This is a genomic window from Alphaproteobacteria bacterium, assembly GCA_020638555.1.
GTDB lineage: Bacteria > Pseudomonadota > Alphaproteobacteria > Bin95 > Bin95 > JACKII01.
On record JACKII010000005.1, the window covers coordinates 91,198 to 108,387 of the forward strand.

17 protein-coding genes are annotated in these 17,190 nt (G+C 71.3%); 5 read left to right on the forward strand and 12 right to left on the reverse strand.

What is annotated here, in order from left to right; genetic code table 11:
- Nucleotides 1-28: 28 nt before the first annotated feature.
- Nucleotides 29-988 carry an LLM class flavin-dependent oxidoreductase gene (locus H6844_16730; GenBank protein ID MCB9931050.1) on the forward strand — a complete coding sequence of 320 codons (960 nt, stop codon included), beginning with the start codon at nucleotides 29-31 and terminating at the stop codon, nucleotides 986-988.
- 438 nt (nucleotides 989-1,426) lie between these two features.
- Here the strand turns inward: H6844_16730 and H6844_16735 are convergent, their stop codons facing one another.
- From H6844_16735 to H6844_16785, 11 genes are all read right to left on the reverse strand, one after another.
- Nucleotides 1,427-2,740 carry an LLM class flavin-dependent oxidoreductase gene (locus H6844_16735; GenBank protein ID MCB9931051.1) on the reverse strand — a complete coding sequence of 438 codons (1,314 nt, stop codon included), beginning with the start codon at nucleotides 2,738-2,740 and terminating at the stop codon, nucleotides 1,427-1,429.
- A 13-nt stretch (nucleotides 2,741-2,753) separates the two neighbouring features.
- A complete protein-coding gene (locus H6844_16740; protein ID MCB9931052.1) occupies nucleotides 2,754-3,947 on the reverse strand; it encodes an acyl-CoA dehydrogenase family protein in 1,194 nt (397 codons plus the stop codon).
- 99 nt (nucleotides 3,948-4,046) lie between these two features.
- Complete coding sequence (locus H6844_16745) at nucleotides 4,047-4,904, reverse strand: LLM class F420-dependent oxidoreductase (GenBank protein ID MCB9931053.1); 858 nt, start codon at nucleotides 4,902-4,904, stop codon at nucleotides 4,047-4,049.
- Between the two features lie 61 nt (nucleotides 4,905-4,965).
- Entirely contained in the window at nucleotides 4,966-6,051 is a 1,086-nt protein-coding gene (locus tag H6844_16750; GenBank protein ID MCB9931054.1) for a hypothetical protein, read from the reverse strand.
- Nucleotides 6,052-6,226: 175 nt separating this feature from the next.
- A complete protein-coding gene (locus H6844_16755) occupies nucleotides 6,227-7,285 on the reverse strand; it encodes a zinc-binding dehydrogenase (GenBank protein ID MCB9931055.1) in 1,059 nt (352 codons plus the stop codon).
- Nucleotides 7,286-7,429: 144 nt separating this feature from the next.
- Nucleotides 7,430-7,993: a 5-formyltetrahydrofolate cyclo-ligase gene (locus H6844_16760; GenBank protein ID MCB9931056.1), complete on the reverse strand. Its 564-nt coding sequence runs from the start codon at nucleotides 7,991-7,993 to the stop codon at nucleotides 7,430-7,432.
- A complete protein-coding gene (gene mnmA / locus H6844_16765) occupies nucleotides 7,990-9,150 on the reverse strand; it encodes a tRNA 2-thiouridine(34) synthase MnmA (GenBank protein MCB9931057.1) in 1,161 nt (386 codons plus the stop codon). Before mnmA ends, H6844_16760 begins: the two co-directional genes overlap by 4 nt.
- Nucleotides 9,147-9,815, reverse strand: coding sequence for a thiaminase II (gene tenA, locus H6844_16770; GenBank protein MCB9931058.1), 669 nt, complete (start codon nucleotides 9,813-9,815; stop codon nucleotides 9,147-9,149). Before tenA ends, mnmA begins: the two co-directional genes overlap by 4 nt.
- Before the next feature lie 6 nt (nucleotides 9,816-9,821).
- Nucleotides 9,822-10,151: a 2Fe-2S iron-sulfur cluster binding domain-containing protein gene (locus H6844_16775; protein ID MCB9931059.1), complete on the reverse strand. Its 330-nt coding sequence runs from the start codon at nucleotides 10,149-10,151 to the stop codon at nucleotides 9,822-9,824.
- Between the two features lie 61 nt (nucleotides 10,152-10,212).
- The gene (locus H6844_16780; GenBank protein ID MCB9931060.1) at nucleotides 10,213-11,400 is read right to left on the reverse strand and encodes an aminotransferase class V-fold PLP-dependent enzyme; all 1,188 of its coding nucleotides are present in this window, start codon (nucleotides 11,398-11,400) and stop codon (nucleotides 10,213-10,215) included.
- Nucleotides 11,401-11,429: 29 nt separating this feature from the next.
- Nucleotides 11,430-12,530, reverse strand: a complete 1,101-nt coding sequence (locus H6844_16785) for a cysteine desulfurase (protein ID MCB9931061.1) — start codon at nucleotides 12,528-12,530, stop codon at nucleotides 11,430-11,432.
- Between the two features lie 170 nt (nucleotides 12,531-12,700).
- Here H6844_16785 and H6844_16790 point away from each other — a divergent pair, with 170 nt between their 5' ends.
- From H6844_16790 to H6844_16805, 4 genes are read left to right on the forward strand one after another with little or no spacing between them, the layout of a single operon-like run.
- The gene (locus tag H6844_16790; GenBank protein MCB9931062.1) at nucleotides 12,701-13,366 is read left to right on the forward strand and encodes an alpha/beta hydrolase; all 666 of its coding nucleotides are present in this window, start codon (nucleotides 12,701-12,703) and stop codon (nucleotides 13,364-13,366) included.
- Between the two features lie 55 nt (nucleotides 13,367-13,421).
- On the forward strand, nucleotides 13,422-14,321 hold the full coding sequence (locus H6844_16795; GenBank protein ID MCB9931063.1) for an ABC transporter substrate-binding protein: 900 nt from the start codon (nucleotides 13,422-13,424) through the stop codon (nucleotides 14,319-14,321).
- Entirely contained in the window at nucleotides 14,314-15,321 is a 1,008-nt protein-coding gene (locus H6844_16800) for an iron ABC transporter permease (GenBank protein ID MCB9931064.1), read from the forward strand. The genes H6844_16795 and H6844_16800 overlap by 8 nt, the downstream gene beginning before the upstream one ends.
- Complete coding sequence (locus tag H6844_16805) at nucleotides 15,318-16,097, forward strand: ABC transporter ATP-binding protein (protein ID MCB9931065.1); 780 nt, start codon at nucleotides 15,318-15,320, stop codon at nucleotides 16,095-16,097. The genes H6844_16800 and H6844_16805 overlap by 4 nt, the downstream gene beginning before the upstream one ends.
- Nucleotides 16,098-16,115: 18 nt before the next feature.
- Here H6844_16805 and H6844_16810 read toward each other — a convergent pair whose 3' ends face one another.
- A complete protein-coding gene (locus H6844_16810) occupies nucleotides 16,116-17,105 on the reverse strand; it encodes a zinc-binding dehydrogenase (GenBank protein ID MCB9931066.1) in 990 nt (329 codons plus the stop codon).
- Nucleotides 17,106-17,190 lie beyond the last annotated feature (85 nt).

Here is a 17,190-nt window from a genome sequence, read left to right on the forward strand (position 1 = left end):
TCAACGCCGGGGGATTGCCCTGACCCCCATGGAAACCCGCCGCGAGGTCATTGTCGACATGGCCGTTCTGGCCGACCGCCTCGGTTACGAACTGTTCAGCGTGCCCGAGGGCTGGGGCTTCGATTCCACCCTGGTGCTGACCGAAATCGCGCTGAAGACCGAGCGCATCACCGTCATGTCGGGCATTCTCTCGGTCTGGGGGCGGACCGCCGGCACCATCGCCATGAACGCCGCGACACTCGCCGATATCAGCGGCGGCCGCTACATTCTGGGGCTCGGCGCCAGCACCAAGGCGCTGGTGGAAGGCTTCCACGGCATCCCGTTCGACAAGCCGACCCGCCGCTTCCGCCAGACCGTGCGGGCGGTGCGCCAGATCCTGAACGGCGACCGCGCGCCGGTGCCGGATGAGGTGGAGGCCCGCCCCCTGAAACTCGGCCAGCCGCCGCACCCGGACCTGCCGATCTATCTGGCCGGCCTCGGACCGCAGAGCGTGCGCGCCGCCGCGCAACTGGCCGAGGGCTGGTTCCCCTATCTGGTGGCCCGCGACCGCTTTCAGACCTGGGTCCCGGACATTCTGCGCATCCGCCGCCGCGCCGGCCGCGCCAACGATCCGTTTACCGTGGTGGCCGGCCCCAATGTCTCGGTGAATGCGGATGCAACGGCGGCGCGGCAGGTGGTGGCCAGCAACCTCGCCTGGTATGTCTGCGCCATGGGCGACGCCTATGCCAATTCCATCACCAACCAGGGTTATGGCGCGGAGGTGGATGCGATCCGGGCGGCGAACCCGAAGCCCAGCCCCTCCACCGGCGTGGTCCCGGCGGAAGCGGGGCATTTGCTGGACCAACTCGCCGCCTATGGCCCGCCCGAGCGCGTGGCCGCAATGGTGGATGCCTGGGACGAGGCGGTGGACATCAACGCCATCGGCATCCCGCCCGGCCTGCCCTGGGAGCGGATCGAGGCGATCATCCGCGCCGCCGCGCCGCGGTAGGGTCCGGCCCGAAGACAGCGATGACGTTCCCCGGAGGGGGCGGAGCCGCCGTCCGGGCCGGTTGCGGCGTGCGAACACGGACGGGGCGGTGTTCGAAGGACGACACCGGTCCCGGCCCACCGCTCCGCAGCGGCCGGGAAACACCGAGCCTCAGGCCTTGTGTTCCCCGGAGGGGGCGGAGCCGCCGTCCGGGGCCGGTTGCGGCGTGCGAACACGGGCGGGGCGGTGTTCGAAGGAGATGCGGGGACACCGGTCCCGGCCCACCGCTGTTCGCTCCGCAGCGGCCGGGAAACACCGAGCCTCGGGCACTGTGTTCCCCGGAGGGGGCGGAGCCGCCGTCCGGGGCCGGTTGCGGCGCGCGAACACCGGCGGGGCGGTGTGCGATGAAAGACACCGGTCCCGGCCCACCGCTCCGCGGCGGCCGGGAAACACCGGGATTCAGGCGGCCGGGCGCTCCAAGCCATAGTGGTCGCGCAGGGTGGCGCCGGCATATTCCGTGCGGAACAGGCCGCGTTTTTGCAGGATCGGCACCACCTCCGCCGTGAACACGTCCAGCATGGCGGGCAGCACCGGCGGCATCAGGTTGAAGCCGTCGGCGCAACCCTCGGCGAGCCAGGCTTCCATGAAATCCGCCACCTGCTCCGGCGTGCCGGCGAAGATGTAGTGGCCGCGCGCACCCGCCAGCGTCGCCAGCAGCGCCCGGAGGGTCGGCCGCTCGCGCCGCACCAGTCCCAGGATGACCTCCGTCCGGCTGCGCGCCGCCTCCACCGTGGATGGGTCCGGGAAATCGTCCGGCGACAGCGGCGTGTCCAGCGGCAGGTGCGAGAAATCATGGCCACCGAACCGCCCGGACAGCCGCTTGCGCCCCACCTCCACATCGGTGAGCGCGTTCAACTCGTCGCGATAGCGGATCGCGTCCGCCTCCGTCGAGGCAATCGCCGGCGAGAAGCCCGGCAGGATCAGCGCCTGATCCTCGCGCCGCCCGGCCCGGCGGACGCGGGCCTTCAGGTCGCGGTAGAAGTCGCGGGCCGTGGCCTGCTCCAGATGGGCGGTGAACACCGCTTCGGCGTGGCGGGCGGCGAAGTCGCGGCCGGTCTCGGACGAGCCGGCCTGCACCAGCACCGGCCGCCCCTGCGGCGGGCGCGGCAGGTTCAGCGGCCCCTGCACGCTGTAATAGCGGCCACGATGGCCGATCGGATGGACCAGACGCATGTCGGCATACCGGCCGCCTTCCCGGTCGTCGAGCACGGCGCCGTCGCCCCAGCTATCCCAGAGCGCCTTGACCACGGCCAGGAACTCGTCGGCGCGGGCATAGCGCTCGGCATGGCTCACCTGCTGGTCGTCGCCATAATTCTTCGCCGCCGGCACGCTCCACGAGGTGACGATGTTCCAGGCCGCCCGTCCGTTCGAGATATGGTCGAGCGAGCCGAACTGCCGCGCCAGGTTGAAGGGCTCGGTATAGGTGGTGGAGCAGGTGCCGATCAGGCCGATGCGCTCGGTCGCCATGGCCATGGCGGTGAGCGTCGTCACCGGCTCCAGCCAGCTTCGCGCCGCCCGGCCGGCATCCTCGCCCAACTCCAGGCTGTCGGCCAGGAACAGGGAGTCGAACAGGCCCGCCTCGGCCCGCGCGGCCAGATCGGTGTAGTAGCGCACATCCGTCAGCGGCAGCGGCGAGGCATCCGGATGGCGCCAGCTCGCCTCGTGATGGCCGCGGGAGTGGATGAACAGGTTCAGGTGCAGTCGGCGCGGCATGCCGCCCCTCCCCTCAGTAGAACACCGGCGGCGGATTGCCGAGCATCACCTCGCCGACCGCGGCCCAGTGGGCGCTGCGCGACTGGATTTGCTGGCTGACCGTGTGCAGGTCGCGGAAGCGCCGCTCGAACGGCGCGCCGGGGAAAATGGCGCTGACGCCCGCGGCGTGATGCACCCAGTTGCCGACCTCGATCGCCGACTGGATGGCATTGGTGCAGGCCAGCCGCACCCGCGCCCGGTCGTCCACATCGATCGGCGCCCACTCGTCCGCCCGCCCGTAGATCTCGGCCAGCACGGCCAGCAGATAGGCCTCGCCGGCGCCCAGCTTGGCCTCGGCCTTGGCATAGTCGGCCTGCACCAGCGGATCGTCGGCCATGCGCGGCCGGCCGCGCGGCGCCTTCTGGCGCGCCAAGGCCGCAAACGCCGCCAGCATGGCCCGGGCGATGCCGCTGGCCACCCCGGCGACGCCGACGGCATAGAGGCCGTGCTGGGTGAAGGCGTAGAGCGGCCCCGGCTCGCGCCGCTTTTCCGGGTATTCGCGGGTGGAGGTGAAGGCCTCCGGCACGAACACCTCGTCCACGGTGTAGGACTCGCTGGCGGTGCCGCGCAGGCCCACCGGGTTCCAGTTGTCAAGCCGGTTCGCCTCCGCCACCGGAAACAGCCAGGAGAGGATTTGCGGGCTGCCGCGCTCGTTCAGCCGCAGCGAGCCGTCCGGCTCGGTCACCGGCCCGTGCGCCCCCATCCAGGTCGCCTGACGCGAGCCGCTGGCGAAATCCCAGCGGCCGTTGACGACATAGCCGCCCTCCACGGCCCTGGCACCCTGGCCGTTGACGGCGCCCCAGGCGATGAGCGCGTTCGGGTCGTCGGCATAGATGGTCCGCGCGCTCTCCAGCGGCAGCCAGGCCATCAGCAGGGCCGCGCTGTTGGCGACGAACATGTTCCAGCCGACCGAGCCCTCGTGCCGCGCCACCTCCTGCACCGCGTGGAAATAGGTGCAGGGGTCGCACTGCTCGCCACCGCAGGAGGCGGGCAGGAACAGGCGCATCAGCTTGGCCGCGTGCAGTTGCTCCAGCAGGTCCTGCGGCCAGCGCTGGGTCGTCTCGATGGTGTCGGAGGCCGCTTCCAGCGCCGGGCCGAGGGCGCGGGCGCGGGCGACGGGATCGGGGTCGGCAAGAGCGGTACGGTCGAGGGCGGCGGCTTGGTTCATCGGGCCGATCCTCCTTCTCGTTCGGGGGGCTCGTTCGGGGGGCTCGTTCGGGGGGCTCGTTCGGGGAGCGGCTTGGCCGCCGGTCGCTTCGGAGGCGGCTCAGCCGCCGGCCACCTCTTTGAAACGGCGCAGGATTTCGATCTGGTTGTCGACGCTGCCGTCGCGCCACATCGGATAGAGCATGGCCATGTCGGCGCCGAGCGCGCGCCAGCCGTCGGCGGCGGCGGCCCAGGCCTGGGGCGCGTTGTCGTGGAAGCGCAGCCATGCCTCCAGGCCGAAATCCGCGCGCTTGCGGCCGAAGGCGTCCAGGTGGCCGTGCAGTGTCTCCAGCGCCTTCTTGCCGTCGTCGTCCGGCGCCAGGATCGGCATCCAGCCGTCGCCGAGCCGCGCCGCGCGCTTGATGACGCCGGCAGCCGAGCCACCGAGCCAGATCGGGATCGGCCGTTGCCGCGGCTGCGGCACCACGGTCACCTCGACATAGTCGTGGAAGCGGCCCTTGAAGGTGACAAGGTCCTCGATCCAGAGCTTGCGCAGCACCTCGATCTGTTCGCCCTGCTTCACGCCGCGGGTTTTCCAGTCGCAGCCGAGCGCCTCGTACTCCACATGGTTCCAACCGACGCCGATGCCGAGCCGCACCCGCCCGCCGGAGAGAATATCCACCTCCGCCGCCTGCTTGGCGACGACGCCGGTCTGGCGCTGCGGCAGGATCAGCACGCCGGACGACAGCTTGATGCGCGTCGTGCAGGCGGCCAGATAGGCCATGGTGGTGAAGGTTTCGTGGAAGGGCGCATGGGCGTCATAGCGCGGCGTCCAGCCGTCGCGCGCGGTGGCGCCGAAGACATGGTCCGGCACCTCGATATATTCGAAGCCCAGGTCTTCCGCCGCCTGCGCCCAATCGCGGATCTTGGCCGGATCGTCGCCGATATCACAGGTGGGGAACCAAGCGTTCAGTTTCATGGCGGGGCGTTTCCTCTGGGGCATTGTTGGTTGCCCCTATGAAACGCCGAAACGCCGCGGCTCACAAGCCCGGCAGTTCCCGCCGCGTATGGGCAAGCCGCGCCAGCTTCGACCAGTCGACGCACGCCGCCGCGTTGCGGCCGGCGGGCAGGGTCAGCCGGCCGTCGCCGATGGCCAGCGGCTCCGTCAGATAGTGGTCGGCCAGTTCCCGGTGGAAATCCAGCTCGGCCGAGATCAGCCGGTCCGGATGCGGCAGGCTTGCGGCGAGGCGCAATTGCACCAGCGCGCCCAGCGGCCCCTCGGCCGAGGTGCCGATGCAGATGGCAGCGGCCATGTCCGCCACCGTTTCCGCCTCGGAGAGGCCCATGCGGGTCGGCTTCACCGAGAAATGGGTGGCGCCGCGGTCCTGGAAGGCGCGGACGGCATCGACCGCCTTGCCCGCCTTGTCGACCAGCAGCGGCACCTTCGCGCCGCGGATCAGCCGCTCCGCCGCCGCGTCGGGGGCGAGCGGGCACGGGTCCTCGGAGAACACCACGCCCAGGTCGGCCAGGATCGCGTCCAGTGCCGGCACGTCCGCGGCGGTGTAGGCGCCGTTGGCGTCGGCGGTGAGCAAGGCTCCCTCCCCCACCGCCGCGCGGATGGCGGCGATGGCGGCGCGGTCGGCCTCCAGGCCCTGGCCGGTCTTGATCTTGAAGGCGGCGGTGCCGGTCTCGTCGCGGGAGCGGCGGGCGGCGGCGCCCATCTTCGCCGGCGTGTCGCGGTTCAGCACCGTGGCGTTGGCGATGGCCGCCGGCCTTGACGGTCCGGCCCAGTTCAGGTCGCGCCAGGCATTGTCGAGCAGCACCTGCAAGCCGTTCGGCCCGGCGATGGAGCGGGCGAGCCGGGCGCCGGCCGTGGCGTCGGCCGCATCGGCGCCGGCGATCAGGGGCGCGCCCATCTCCGCGCACGCCGCCAGCAGCACGCCCTGGGTGGCGCCGTTCCAGGCCGGCTTGCACACCACCTCGGCCGCGCCCTCGCGCCCGGCCTCGTCGGTCAGGCGCAGCACGACATAATGGCTTTCGCTCTCGCTGCCGCCGATGGTCCAGAACTTGGCCTCGGCATAGGCGAGCGAGACGGCATAGGCCTCGGCGCGGACGATTTTGGTCATGGGAGCGGCTCCGCTGATCGGTTGGTGACGGGTGCCCCTTGCTCGGCGCAATTGCGAGTGGGCAAGGCCCGCGTGGCAATCCAGAAAAGCCGCGCGACCGGGCACGAAAGGCCGGTCCGGATTGCCACGGCGGCTCTGCCGCCTCGCAATGACGCCAGGGGGGAAGCGGGCCGCCCTAGCCGTTCGGCAGGATCACCGCCTTGCCGGTGGTCTGGGTGTCGAACAGCTTGTAGGCTTCCTCCGCCTGGTCCAGGCGCCAGCGGTGGGTGAACAACTTGTCGACGGCGATGTCATGGTCGGCGACGAATTCCGCGCACTCCGCCTGCCCCTGTTTCGAGAAGGTCCAGGAGCCGACCAGCGTCACCTGCCGGCGCAGGATGTCGTTGGAGACGTCGAACTCGACCATGCCGCGCTCGCCGACAAAGCAGGCCGTGCCCCAGGAGCGCACCGCCTGCACCGCCGCCCGCCGCGCCGTCGGCGCCGAGGAGCAATCCAGCGTCTTCTGCGCACCCTCGCCATGGGTCAGGTCGCGGATCGCCTCGACCGGATCGTTGGCGAGCGCGTCGATGGTGATATGGGCGCCGAATTCCTTGGCCAGTTCGCGCCGCTCTTCCGAGACGTCGAGCGCGATCACCCTTGCCCCCATGGCCACCGCCAGCTGGGTCGCGGAGAGGCCGACCGGGCCCTGGCCGAAAATGGCGATGGTCTCGCCGCCTTCCAGGTGCAGGCGCTTCAAGGCACCCCAGGCGGTGCCGGTGCCGCAGGAGATGGCCGCGCCGGTCTCGAACGACAGCGCGTCCGGCAGCGGAATCAGCGTGTGCGCCGGCACCTTCATATAGTTGGCATGGCCGCCATGGCCGCCGGAGCCATAGACCGTGGTGCCTTCCAGACACATCTGAGTCCAGCCGCCGCGGCAGTGCTTGCAACCGCCGCAGCCGTCGTAATGGTGGTCCATGACGCGCTGGCCGATGCGCGCCTGCTTCTCGCTCACACCCTCGCCGACGGCGACGACGACGCCGCACGGCTCGTGCCCGGCGATGACGCCGGACATGCGGCGCACGCCGCCGGTGACGGCGCCGCCTTCCGGCTGTTTCGGCGCGCGGTACTGGTGCAGGTCGCTGCCGCACATGCCGGAGGCCTTGATTTCCAGCACCACCTCTCCCGGGCCGGGGGTGGGATCGGGAAACTCTCGGATTTCCAGCGTCCGGTCGCCGGTGAACACCACGCCTTTCATGGGGCGTATCCTCCTTCACTGGGATTTGTCGGTTGCCCCAGCCTATCACAGGGCGGGCAGGCGGGAAGGCGCATTGTTGCCCCCACGCGGAGCGCCGGCGACCGCGCGTGCGGGTCATCCCTCCCGGCCGGCTCCCGCAGCCGGTCAGGCCGGCGGGGGACGGTGCCAGATCACCGCGCGCTCGGTCACGATCGCATCCATGGGGATGTCGTGCGGCTCGGGCGCGATGGTGGGCAAACGGGTCTCGCTCCAGCCGACACCGACGGCCAGCGGCCGCGGCACCATGGCCGCCAGGGTGCGGTCGTAATAACCGCCGCCATTGCCGAGGCGATAGCCGGCTTCATCGAAGCCGAGGCACGGGATCAGCAGGATGTCCGGCGTCACGGTCTCGGCCGTGACCGGCACCGGAATCTCCCACACGCCGGGGCGCAGGACACAGCCGGGCGTCCAGGGACGGAAGATCAGGGGCCGGCCGCGCACGGTTTCCGGCAGGGCCGCGCGCGCGCCGGCGGCAACCCAGCGGCCGGCGGCCTCGCGCAGGTCGGGCTCGCCCGCCATGGGCCAGGTGAAGGCAAACCGGGCCGAGCGCAGCTGCGGCAGCGCCCGGTCCAGGCGCGCGGCGATGTCCGCCGACGCCGCGGCAATCCAGTCCGGCGACAAGTCCCGGCGCATGGCGCGCAGGCGCTGGCGGGTTTCGCGACGGTTCATGCCGGCGGTTCCTCCGCGGTGCCGGCGATCCAGCCGCCGCCCAGCACCCGGCTGCCGGCATAGGCGACGCAGGCCTGGCCGGGAGAGACGCCGAATTCCGGCGCCTCCAGCACGACATGCGCACCGCCGGCGCCATCGCCGCGGATGCTGGCGGCGACCGCCGCCATGGTCGAGCGCAGCTTGACCCGGCAGGCCACCGGCTCCGGCCCCAGCGGCGCATCGCCCAGCCAGTTGACCTCGCCCACCCGGATATAGCGCCGGCCGAGCGCGCTTTTCGGCCCCACCACCACCCGGCGCGTGGCCGCATCGAGCCGCAGCACGTAGAGCGGTTCCCCCGTGCCGTCGGTGTTGCCCAGGTTCAGGCCGCGGCGCTGGCCGATGGTGAAGTGCAGAATGCCCTTGTGCCGGCCCAGCACCTGGCCGTCGCGGTCGACGATGTCGCCCGGCTCCGCCGCGCCGGGGCGCAGCTTCTCCACCACCTGGGCGTAGGAGCCGTTGGGCACGAAACAGATATCCTGGCTGTCCGGCTTGGCCGCCACCGGCAGGCCGAACCGCTCCGCCAGCGCGCGGGTTTCGGTCTTGGGCAGGCCGCCCAGCGGAAAGCGCAGAAAGTCCAGTTGCTCGCCCGTGGTGGCGAACAGGAAATAGGACTGGTCGCGGCTCGGATCGAGCGCGGCGTGCAGTTCCGGCCCGTGTGCGCCGTCGATCCGGCGAATGTAGTGGCCGGTCACCAGCGCATCCGCCTCCAGGTCGCGGGCCGTGGCCAGCAGGTCGCGGAATTTCACGGTCTGGTTGCAGCGCACGCAGGGAATCGGCGTCTCGCCGCGCAGATAGGCGTCGGCGAAGTCGTCGATCACGCTCTGGCGAAACCGGGATTCATAGTCCAGCACATAATGCGGAATGCCGATGGCGTCGGCGACGTTGCGGGCGTCGCGGATGTCCTGGCCGGCGCAGCAGGCGCCCTTGCGCTCGACCGCGGCGCCGTGGTCGTAGAGTTGCAGCGTGATGCCGATGGTCTCGTAGCCGGCGGCGGCCACCAGCGCCGCCGCGACCGAACTGTCGACCCCGCCCGACATGGCCACGACCACCCGTCCCTGGCCCGGCGGCTTGCCGAGGCCGAGGTCGAGGCGGGGCCGGTCCTGAAGCGCCAGGCTCATCCCCTGAGCCCCATGTCCCAAAAGGCGGTTTCCAGGCGCGTCGCCTCGCCGAAGGTCGCCGCCAGCGCCTCGAACCGGCCCTCGCCGCTGCGCCGGGCCATCAGCCGGTCCATATGCTTGACCTGGCGGCGGGCGGCGGCCTGATAGTCGTCGCTGGCGTACATCTCGATCCAGGCGCGGTAGGGATTGCCCTCGATCCGGCCCTTGCTCGCCAGCATGGAGCCGATCTCCGCATAGCCGACAATGCAGGGCGCCAGCGCCACGTGCAGGTCCAGCACGTCGCCGGCATTGCCCGCCTCCAGCACATAGCGGGTGTAGGCCATGGTTTCCATGGCTTCCGGCTCCGCCGCCATATCCGCCTCGGACAGGCCCCATTCGGCGCAGAACGCGACGTGGAGGCGCATCTCCGTATCGGCGATGGTGTGCAGCCCGTCGGCGGCCTGCCGGATATCCGCCAGATCGCGCGACTTGTAGGCCGCCAGCGCATAGGCGCGGGCGAAATGGATCAGGAACAGGTAATCCTGCACCAGATAGCGCCGGAAGCAGTCCTGCGGCAGGGTGCCGGCGCCCAGGCGCTCCACGAAGGCGTGGCCGACATAGGCGTGCCAGTCCGGGCGCACGGCGGCGCGCAGGCGGGCGAACAGGCTGTCGGCGGCGAACAGCATCGGGCGTTATCCCAGCATGTTGCGGGTTTCGGCGGGCAGGGTCACGACCAGACCGTCCAGTTCCTCCGTCAGGATGATCTGACAGCCGAGCCGCGACGTCTCGGTCAGGCCGAAGGCGAGGTCGAGCATATCCTCTTCGTCTTCGGAGGCCTCGTCCAGCATGTCGAACCATTCCGGATCGACGATGACGTGGCAGGTCGAACAGGCGAGCGACCCCTCGCAGGCGCCCTCGATATCGAGATTGTACCGGCGGGCGATTTCCAGGAGGGACAGGCCCGCCGGCGGCTCCAGCGTGGTGCGCTCGCCGGTCGGGGAAATAAAGGTAATCTTTGGCATACCGCCTCCATAGCCGCAATGCACGCCGGCCCGCAAGCACGGCGTCGCCGCGCCGGCTCCGCTATTCGGCCGCAGGCCGCGCCTGTTGCAGGGTACGGGCCGCCGCGATCAGGGATTCCGCCGCCCGGTCCACCTCCGCCCCGGTCGTCGGCCGCCCCAGCGCCAACCGGACCGAGGCGCGGGCGTCGGCCTCCGACAGCCCCAGTGCGGCCAGCACATAGGACGGCTCCACCGCCGCCGAAGAGCATGCGGACCCGGTCGAAAGCGCCAGGTCCGGCACGGCTTTCAGCAATTCCTGGGCGTCCACGCCCGGAAAGGTCAGGTTCAGATTGTGCGGCAGGCGGTGCTCCCGGCTGCCGTTCACCCGCACCGCCGGCAGGGCCTGGCGGATGGTCTGCAACAAGCGGTCGCTGAGCGCGCCCAGGCGCTCGGCATCGGCGGCCATATCCCCGCCGGCGATGCGCGCCGCCTCGCCCAGGCCGATGCAGAGCGGCGCCGGCAGCGTGCCGGAGCGCAGGCCCCGTTCCTGGCCGCCGCCATGGAACAACGGCTCCAGCCGCACCCGCGGCCGGCGGCGGACATAAAGCGCACCGATGCCTTTGGGACCATAGACCTTGTGGCCGGACACGCTGAGCAGGTCGATGTTCAGCGCATCGACGTCCAGCGGCACCTTGCCGAAGGCCTGGGCCGCGTCGGTGTGGAACCAGGCCCCGTTCTCGCGGCAGAGCGCGCCGATCGCGGCCAGGGGCTGCAACACGCCGATCTCGTTGTTGGCCGCCATGATCGAAACCAGGGCGGTGTTCTCGGTGACGGTGCGGGCCAACAGGTCCAGGTCGACCAGGCCGTCCGGCTGCACCGGTAGGATGTCGACCGTGAGCCCCTCGCGCTGCAACTGGCGCACGCATTCCAGCACGCATTTGTGCTCGGTCGCCAGCGTAACGACATGGCTGCGCGGCTTCGGCGCCCTGGCCCGGAAGCGCCCGGCGCCCAGGATCGCCATGTTGTTCGCCTCGGTCGCACCGGAGGTGAACACCACCTCCCGCGCCTCGGCGCCGATCAGCCGGGCGATTTCCGCACGTGCCGATTCAACCTTCGCTTCGACCGCCCGGCCAAGCGCGTGTTCGACCGAGTGCGGGTTGGCGAACCGTTCGCTGAAATAGGGCAGCATCACCGCCAGCACGCGCGGGTCGGTCGGCGTCGTCGCCTGATAGTCGAGATAGATGGCCTGGGTCATGACACAGCAACACATAGGGCCGCCGAGGCCGACTGTCACCCGTCTCACGCGGCCCGTTTGCGCGCAAAAAGCTGTTTCCACGCCCGCGCAAAAGCGTCGATCTCGTCTGCGGTCGTCTCGGTGCCGAAGCTGACGCGGATGGCGCTGGCGGCCAGGTCCGGGGCGACGCCCATCGCCGCCAGCACCGGGCTTGCCTGCACCTTGCCGCTGGAACAGGCCGAGCCGGCGCTGACGCAGAAGCCGGCCAGGTCGAACGCCATCACCTGGGTTTCCGCCGGCACCCCCGGCATGGCGAGGCAGACCGTGTTGGCGAGCCGCGGCGCCTGTTCTCCGAACACCCGCGCCTCGCTCCGAACCGCCGCCTCCAGCCGCTGCCGCAGCGCCCGTTGCCGCTCCGCATCGGCCAGCATCGCCGCCAGATGGTCGAGCGCCGCGCCGAAGCCGGCAATCCCCGCCAGATTCTCGGTGCCGGGCCGCCGGCCCTGCTCCTGCCCGCCGGCCGCGCGGTTGGCCGCCAGTTCGAGCCCCGGCCGCAGCACCAGCGCCCCCACCCCGGCCGGCCCGCCGATCTTGTGGGCGGACACGGTGAGCAGGTCGGCGCCCAGCGCCGCCAGATCCACCGGCAGCTTGCCCAGCCCCTGGACCGCGTCGCAATGCAGCAGCGCCCCGGCGGCATGCGCGATGGCAGCCGCCTCGGCCACGGGCTGGATCACGCCGGTCTCGTTGTTGGCCAGCATGATCGAGACCAAAACGCCCGCGCCGCCGCCCGCCAACGCCGCCTCGAGCCGCGCCAAATCGACCCGCCCGGAGGCATCCACCGGCAGCCGATGCCCGCTCGCACAGAAGGCCGCGACCGAGGGATGTTCGACCGCGCTCGCCAGCAAGCGCCCCCGCCCGGCGCCGGTCAGCGCCAGCCGGTTGGCCTCCGTGCCGCCGCTGGTGAAGACGATGTCGGCCGCCCGCGCGCCCAGCGCAGCCGCCAGTTGCGCCCGCACCGCCTCGATCCGGCGGCGGGCCGCGCGGCCGCGCTGGTGTACCGACGACGCATTGCCACCGAGCCGCACGGCATCCGCCATGGCCTCCGCAACGCCCGGCTTTGCCGGCGCGGTGGCGTTGTGGTCGAGATAGGCGGCGTCGCGGGTCATTGACATGCAATTGTATCGTAAAGTCGTTTTCACGTGCAATTTTCGAAGTGCGTGCTATATATTTCCGTTTACAGTAAGGCGAAAACCCTCATGCCGCGCCGGCGTTCCAATCGCAGGGCGCGCGTGTCGCTATTGCGCAGCAACCCAATAAAGGGATCGAGCAAAGCCCTATGCCTGAGGTCATCTTTAACGGACCGGACGGCCGCCTGGAAGGCCGGTATCACCATTACGCCGATGAAAACGGCCCACTTGCGGTGATTTTGCATCCGCACCCGCAGCACGGCGGCACCATGAACAACCGGGTGGTGTACGAGCTGTTCCAGATTTTCAAACGCCGCGGGTTTTCCGTCTTGCGGTTCAACTTCCGCGGCGTCGGCCGCAGCCAGGGCGCCTACAGCCGGGGCGAAGGCGAACTGTCCGATGCCGCGGCGGCGCTGGACTGGATGCAGTCGCTGAAGCCGGACGCGAAGAATGTCTGGGTGGCCGGCTACTCGTTCGGCGCCTGGATCGGCATGCAGTTGCTGATGCGGCGGCCGGAGATCGGCGGTTTCCTCTCCATCGGTGCGCCGGCCAACATTTACGACTTCTCCTTCCTGGCGCCCTGCCCGTCCTCCGGCCTGTTCCTGCATGCCGGCCAGGACGAAATCGTCCAGGAGGACGCGGTGAAGAAACTGGTGGAGAAGCTGCGCGCCCAGCGTGGCATTTCCATCGACTTCGAGCGCATTCCCGGCGCGACCCACACCTTCGGCAACCATATGGAGCCCATGGTGAAGTCGGTGGAACGCTATCTCGACAAGCGCGAGGCCGAACGCGCCGCGGAAGAAGAGGCGGCCTAGGCCGGCCCCCTTCCCTCCCGGTTGACGCAGAGACGGCGGTCGGTGTGAGACAGACATGAATCCGCTGGCCTCCAAGGCGATCCGCTTTGCGGGGCGCCGCATGCTTCCGGCGACGCTCGCCGGGCTGGTCTGGCTTGCGAGCGCACCCGTCCAGGCCGGCACCGCGCCGCCCGCGCGGGTCGTGTCGCTGAACGTCTGCACCGACCAGCTGGCCATGCTGGTGGCCGAACCCGGCCAGCTGGTCGCCGTCTCCCAACTGGCGCGCGAACCGCAATCCTCCGCCCTGGCGGAGGCGGCCATGGCCTATCCGACCACCGGCGGCGGCGCCGAGGATGTGTTTCGCCTGAAGCCGGACCTGGTGCTGGCCGGCGCCTACACCACCCCCGTCACCGTGCGCCTGCTACGACGCCTGGGCGTGCGGCTGGAACGGTTCGACGCCGCCAGCGACCTGGCCGCCATCGCCGCCGACCTGCGGCGCATGGGCCGGCTGCTGGGCCGGCCGGCGCGGGCCGAGCGACTCGCCGCCGCGGTCGAACGCCGCCTCGGGGCGCTGGCAGAGACCGCTCCCGCCGCAAGCCCGCCGATCCGCGCCGTGTTTTTCGACGCCAACAGCTACACCGCCGGCACGGGCACGCTGATGCATGCCGTGATCGAGGCCGCGGGCCTGCGCAACATCGCGGCCGAACGCGGCCTCTCCCAAACCGCGCGCCTGCCGCTGGAACTGCTGGCCCTCTCCCACCCGCAATTGCTGCTGCTGCCGGAGCGCTATGGCCGGCCGTCCATGGGCGAGGCGGTGCTGGACCATCCGGCGGTGCGCGCCCTCGTCGCCGGCAATCTGCGCGTCGCCGTCAGCGGCGCGGCCTCCACCTGCGCCACACCGGCCACCGTGGACGCCGTCGAACGGCTGGCGGCGGTGCGGCGCGCGCTGGCGGCCAAGCGCCCCGGCCATGACTGAGCCAATCCGCTACCCGCTGCTGCTGGCCCTGCTGGGGCTGGCGGCCGCCGCCCTGTTTGCGGCGTCGCTGCTGACCGGCCCGTCCGGCGCCGGCATCGGGGCGAGCCTGCAGGCGCTGTTCGACCCGGCACCGGGCCAGGAGGCGCTGGCGCTGGTCATGCGCGAAATCCGGCTGCCGCGGGCGCTGCTGGGCTTCGGCGTCGGCGCGAGCCTCGGCCTCGCCGGCGCCGTGCTCCAGGGCTATCTGCGCAACCCGCTGGCGGAGCCGGGCCTGATCGGCGTGTCCGGCGCGGCGGCGGTCGGTGCGGTGCTGGCCTTTTACACCGGCCTCGCCGCCTTCGCGCCGCTGGCCCTGCCGCTCATGGCCCTGGCGGGCGCGGTGGTGGCGGTGGCGCTGGTCTTCGCCATTGCCGGGCGCGAGGGTGGCTCGCTGGCCGTGATCCTGGCCGGCATCGCCGTCTCCAGCCTGGCGGGCGCCCTGGTGTCGCTGACCCTGAACCTGTCGCCGAACCCGTTTGCGGCCTATGAGATCATGTTCTGGCTGCTGGGTTCGCTCGCCGACCGGTCGATGCAGCATGTGGCGCTGGCCGCCCCGTTCATGCTGGCGGGCTGGCTGCTGCTGGCCCTGACCGCGCGCAGCCTCGACGCCCTGACCCTGGGCGAGGACGCCGCGGCGGCGCTGGGCGTACGCCTCGGCCGGGTGCGGCTGCTGGCGGTGCTGGGCACCGCACTGGCGGTGGGCGCGGCGACGGCGGTGGCGGGCGCCATCGGCTTTGTCGGCCTGGTCGTCCCGCACCTGCTGCGCCCGCTGGTGGGGGCGGCGCCCTCGCGGCTGCTGCCGGCCTCGGCGCTGGGCGGCGCGACGCTGCTGCTGGCCGCCGACCTGGCGGTGCGTCTGATCGCGCCGGACCGGGACCTGAAACTGGGCGTGGTCACGGCGCTGATCGGCGCGCCCTTCTTCGCCTGGCTCGTGCTCAAAACCCGCCGCGAGGCCGCATGAACCTGCTGACTGTTGCCGATCTGAGCGTGCGGCGCGGCACCACGACCGTGCTGCACGGCGCCGCGCTCTCGGTCGCGCCCGGTGAGGTGGTCGGCCTGATCGGCCCGAACGGCGCCGGCAAGACCACGCTGCTGCGCGCCGCACTGGGCTTGATCCCGCGCGCCGGCGGCACGGTCACTCTGGGCGGCGACGCCCTGGACGCCCTGCCGCCGCCGGAACGCGCCCGCCGCGCCGCCTGGCTGCCGCAGGAGCGGGATATCGCCTGGCCCATTGCGGTCGAGCGCCTGGTGGCTCTCGGCCGCCTGCCGCACCGCGGCGGCCTCGCCCGCGCCTCGGCCGCGGACCGCAAGGCCGTCGCGGAGGCGATGGCCACCATGGGGGTCGCCGCTCTCGCCGGCCGGCCGGCGACGGCCCTGTCCGGTGGCGAGCGCGCCCGGGTGCTGATCGCCCGCGCGCTGGCGCAACAGGCGCCCTTGCTGGTGGCCGACGAGCCCGCCGCCGGCCTCGATCCGGCGCACCAGCTGGGCCTGATGGAAGCCTTTCGCCGCCTGGCAGGGGACCGGCGCGGCGTGCTGGTTTCGCTGCACGACCTGGGGCTGGCGGCGCGCTGGTGCGACCGGCTGGTATTGCTGCACCGCGGCGGCATTGCCGCCGCCGGCCCGCCCGCCGCCGTGCTGACGGCGGAGCGCCTGCACGCGGTCTACGGCATCCGGGCGCGCGTCAGCGAGGACAGCGACGGCCTCACGGTCCGGGTGCTGGGCCGCGCGTCCGGTTGAAGGCGGGCGGCGCCCGCCTCAGTCGGCCGGGCCTTCCAGCACGATCTTGCCGAAATGCGCGTTCGCCTTCATGTGCGCCAGCGCGTCGGCGACCCGTTCGAACGGATAGACGCTGTCGATGGGCAGGCGCAGCTTGCCCTCTGCCACCGCTCCGCCCAGGTCGGCCTGCATCCGGCGGTTGATCTCGCGGATTTCGGCCATTGAACGGGTGCGGAAGGTGACGCCGATATAGTCGATGCGGCGGGCCGCATGCAGGTCGAAATTGAATTCGCCCTGGAACCCGCCCAGGCGCCCGACATTGACGATGCGCCCCAACACCTTGGTGCAGCGCAGCGAGTCGTTGACCGTGTAGCCGGAGACATTGTCGACGATCAGGTCGACACCCGCGCCGCCCGTGGCCTCCAGCACCCGGTCGGCCCAGCCGGGGTCGCGGCTGTCCAGCGCCAGATCGCAGCCGAAATCCTTCAGCCTGGCGCGCCGCTCGGCATTGGTGGAGGTGCCCATGACCTGGCTTGCGCCCAGGAATTTCGCGATCTGCATCGCCATCAGGCCGACGCCGGAACTGGCCCCCTGCACCAGCACGCTTTCGCCCGCCGTCATGCGGCCGGCGGTGGCGACGGCGTTGTGCATGGTGTTGAGCGCGGTCGAAAGCGTCGCCGCCTCGTGCCACGAGACGTTGGCGTCCGGCAGCTTTGCGGCCCGGCCCCAGTCGGCGACGGCATATTCGGCCCAGCCGGCGGCGCCGCCGCACATGACCCGGTCCCCGACCGCAAGGGTGCTCTCGGCCTTGGCCTCGGCGCCCAGATCGACGATCTCGCCGCAGAACTCCAGGCCGACAATGGTGCCGGCCCCGCCGGAGGCGCCATGGGCCATGCCCGAGGCGACCATCAGGTCGGCCCGGTTGAGGCCGCAGGCCCGCACCCGCACCAGCACCTCGTTCGGCTTCGGCGCGGGCCGGGGAACGTCCTGGATCCTGACACCGGCTTCGGTGACGACAACGGCTTTCATGGGCGACTATCCCGACGGCAGAAGGAAAGACCAGCGAATCAACGCGAAACCGGAGCCTGGACGCACCCCGGCCACAAGGCAACCC

Bases quoted from the DNA above. Each gene is read 5' to 3' on its own strand.
- H6844_16730 (MCB9931050.1), top strand. From the start codon at position 29: ATGGAAACCCGCCGCGAGGTCATTGTCGACATGGCCGTTCTGGCCGAC.
- H6844_16735 (MCB9931051.1), bottom strand. From the start codon at position 2,740: ATGCCGCGCCGACTGCACCTGAACCTGTTCATCCACTCCCGCGGCCAT.
- H6844_16740 (MCB9931052.1), bottom strand. From the start codon at position 3,947: ATGAACCAAGCCGCCGCCCTCGACCGTACCGCTCTTGCCGACCCCGAT.
- H6844_16745 (MCB9931053.1), bottom strand. From the start codon at position 4,904: ATGAAACTGAACGCTTGGTTCCCCACCTGTGATATCGGCGACGATCCG.
- H6844_16750 (MCB9931054.1), bottom strand. From the start codon at position 6,051: ATGACCAAAATCGTCCGCGCCGAGGCCTATGCCGTCTCGCTCGCCTAT.
- H6844_16755 (MCB9931055.1), bottom strand. From the start codon at position 7,285: ATGAAAGGCGTGGTGTTCACCGGCGACCGGACGCTGGAAATCCGAGAG.
- H6844_16760 (MCB9931056.1), bottom strand. From the start codon at position 7,993: ATGAACCGTCGCGAAACCCGCCAGCGCCTGCGCGCCATGCGCCGGGAC.
- mnmA (MCB9931057.1), bottom strand. From the start codon at position 9,150: ATGAGCCTGGCGCTTCAGGACCGGCCCCGCCTCGACCTCGGCCTCGGC.
- tenA (MCB9931058.1), bottom strand. From the start codon at position 9,815: ATGCTGTTCGCCGCCGACAGCCTGTTCGCCCGCCTGCGCGCCGCCGTG.
- H6844_16775 (MCB9931059.1), bottom strand. From the start codon at position 10,151: ATGCCAAAGATTACCTTTATTTCCCCGACCGGCGAGCGCACCACGCTG.
- H6844_16780 (MCB9931060.1), bottom strand. From the start codon at position 11,400: ATGTGTTGCTGTGTCATGACCCAGGCCATCTATCTCGACTATCAGGCG.
- H6844_16785 (MCB9931061.1), bottom strand. From the start codon at position 12,530: ATGACCCGCGACGCCGCCTATCTCGACCACAACGCCACCGCGCCGGCA.
- H6844_16790 (MCB9931062.1), top strand. From the start codon at position 12,701: ATGCCTGAGGTCATCTTTAACGGACCGGACGGCCGCCTGGAAGGCCGG.
- H6844_16795 (MCB9931063.1), top strand. From the start codon at position 13,422: ATGAATCCGCTGGCCTCCAAGGCGATCCGCTTTGCGGGGCGCCGCATG.
- H6844_16800 (MCB9931064.1), top strand. From the start codon at position 14,314: ATGACTGAGCCAATCCGCTACCCGCTGCTGCTGGCCCTGCTGGGGCTG.
- H6844_16805 (MCB9931065.1), top strand. From the start codon at position 15,318: ATGAACCTGCTGACTGTTGCCGATCTGAGCGTGCGGCGCGGCACCACG.
- H6844_16810 (MCB9931066.1), bottom strand. From the start codon at position 17,105: ATGAAAGCCGTTGTCGTCACCGAAGCCGGTGTCAGGATCCAGGACGTT.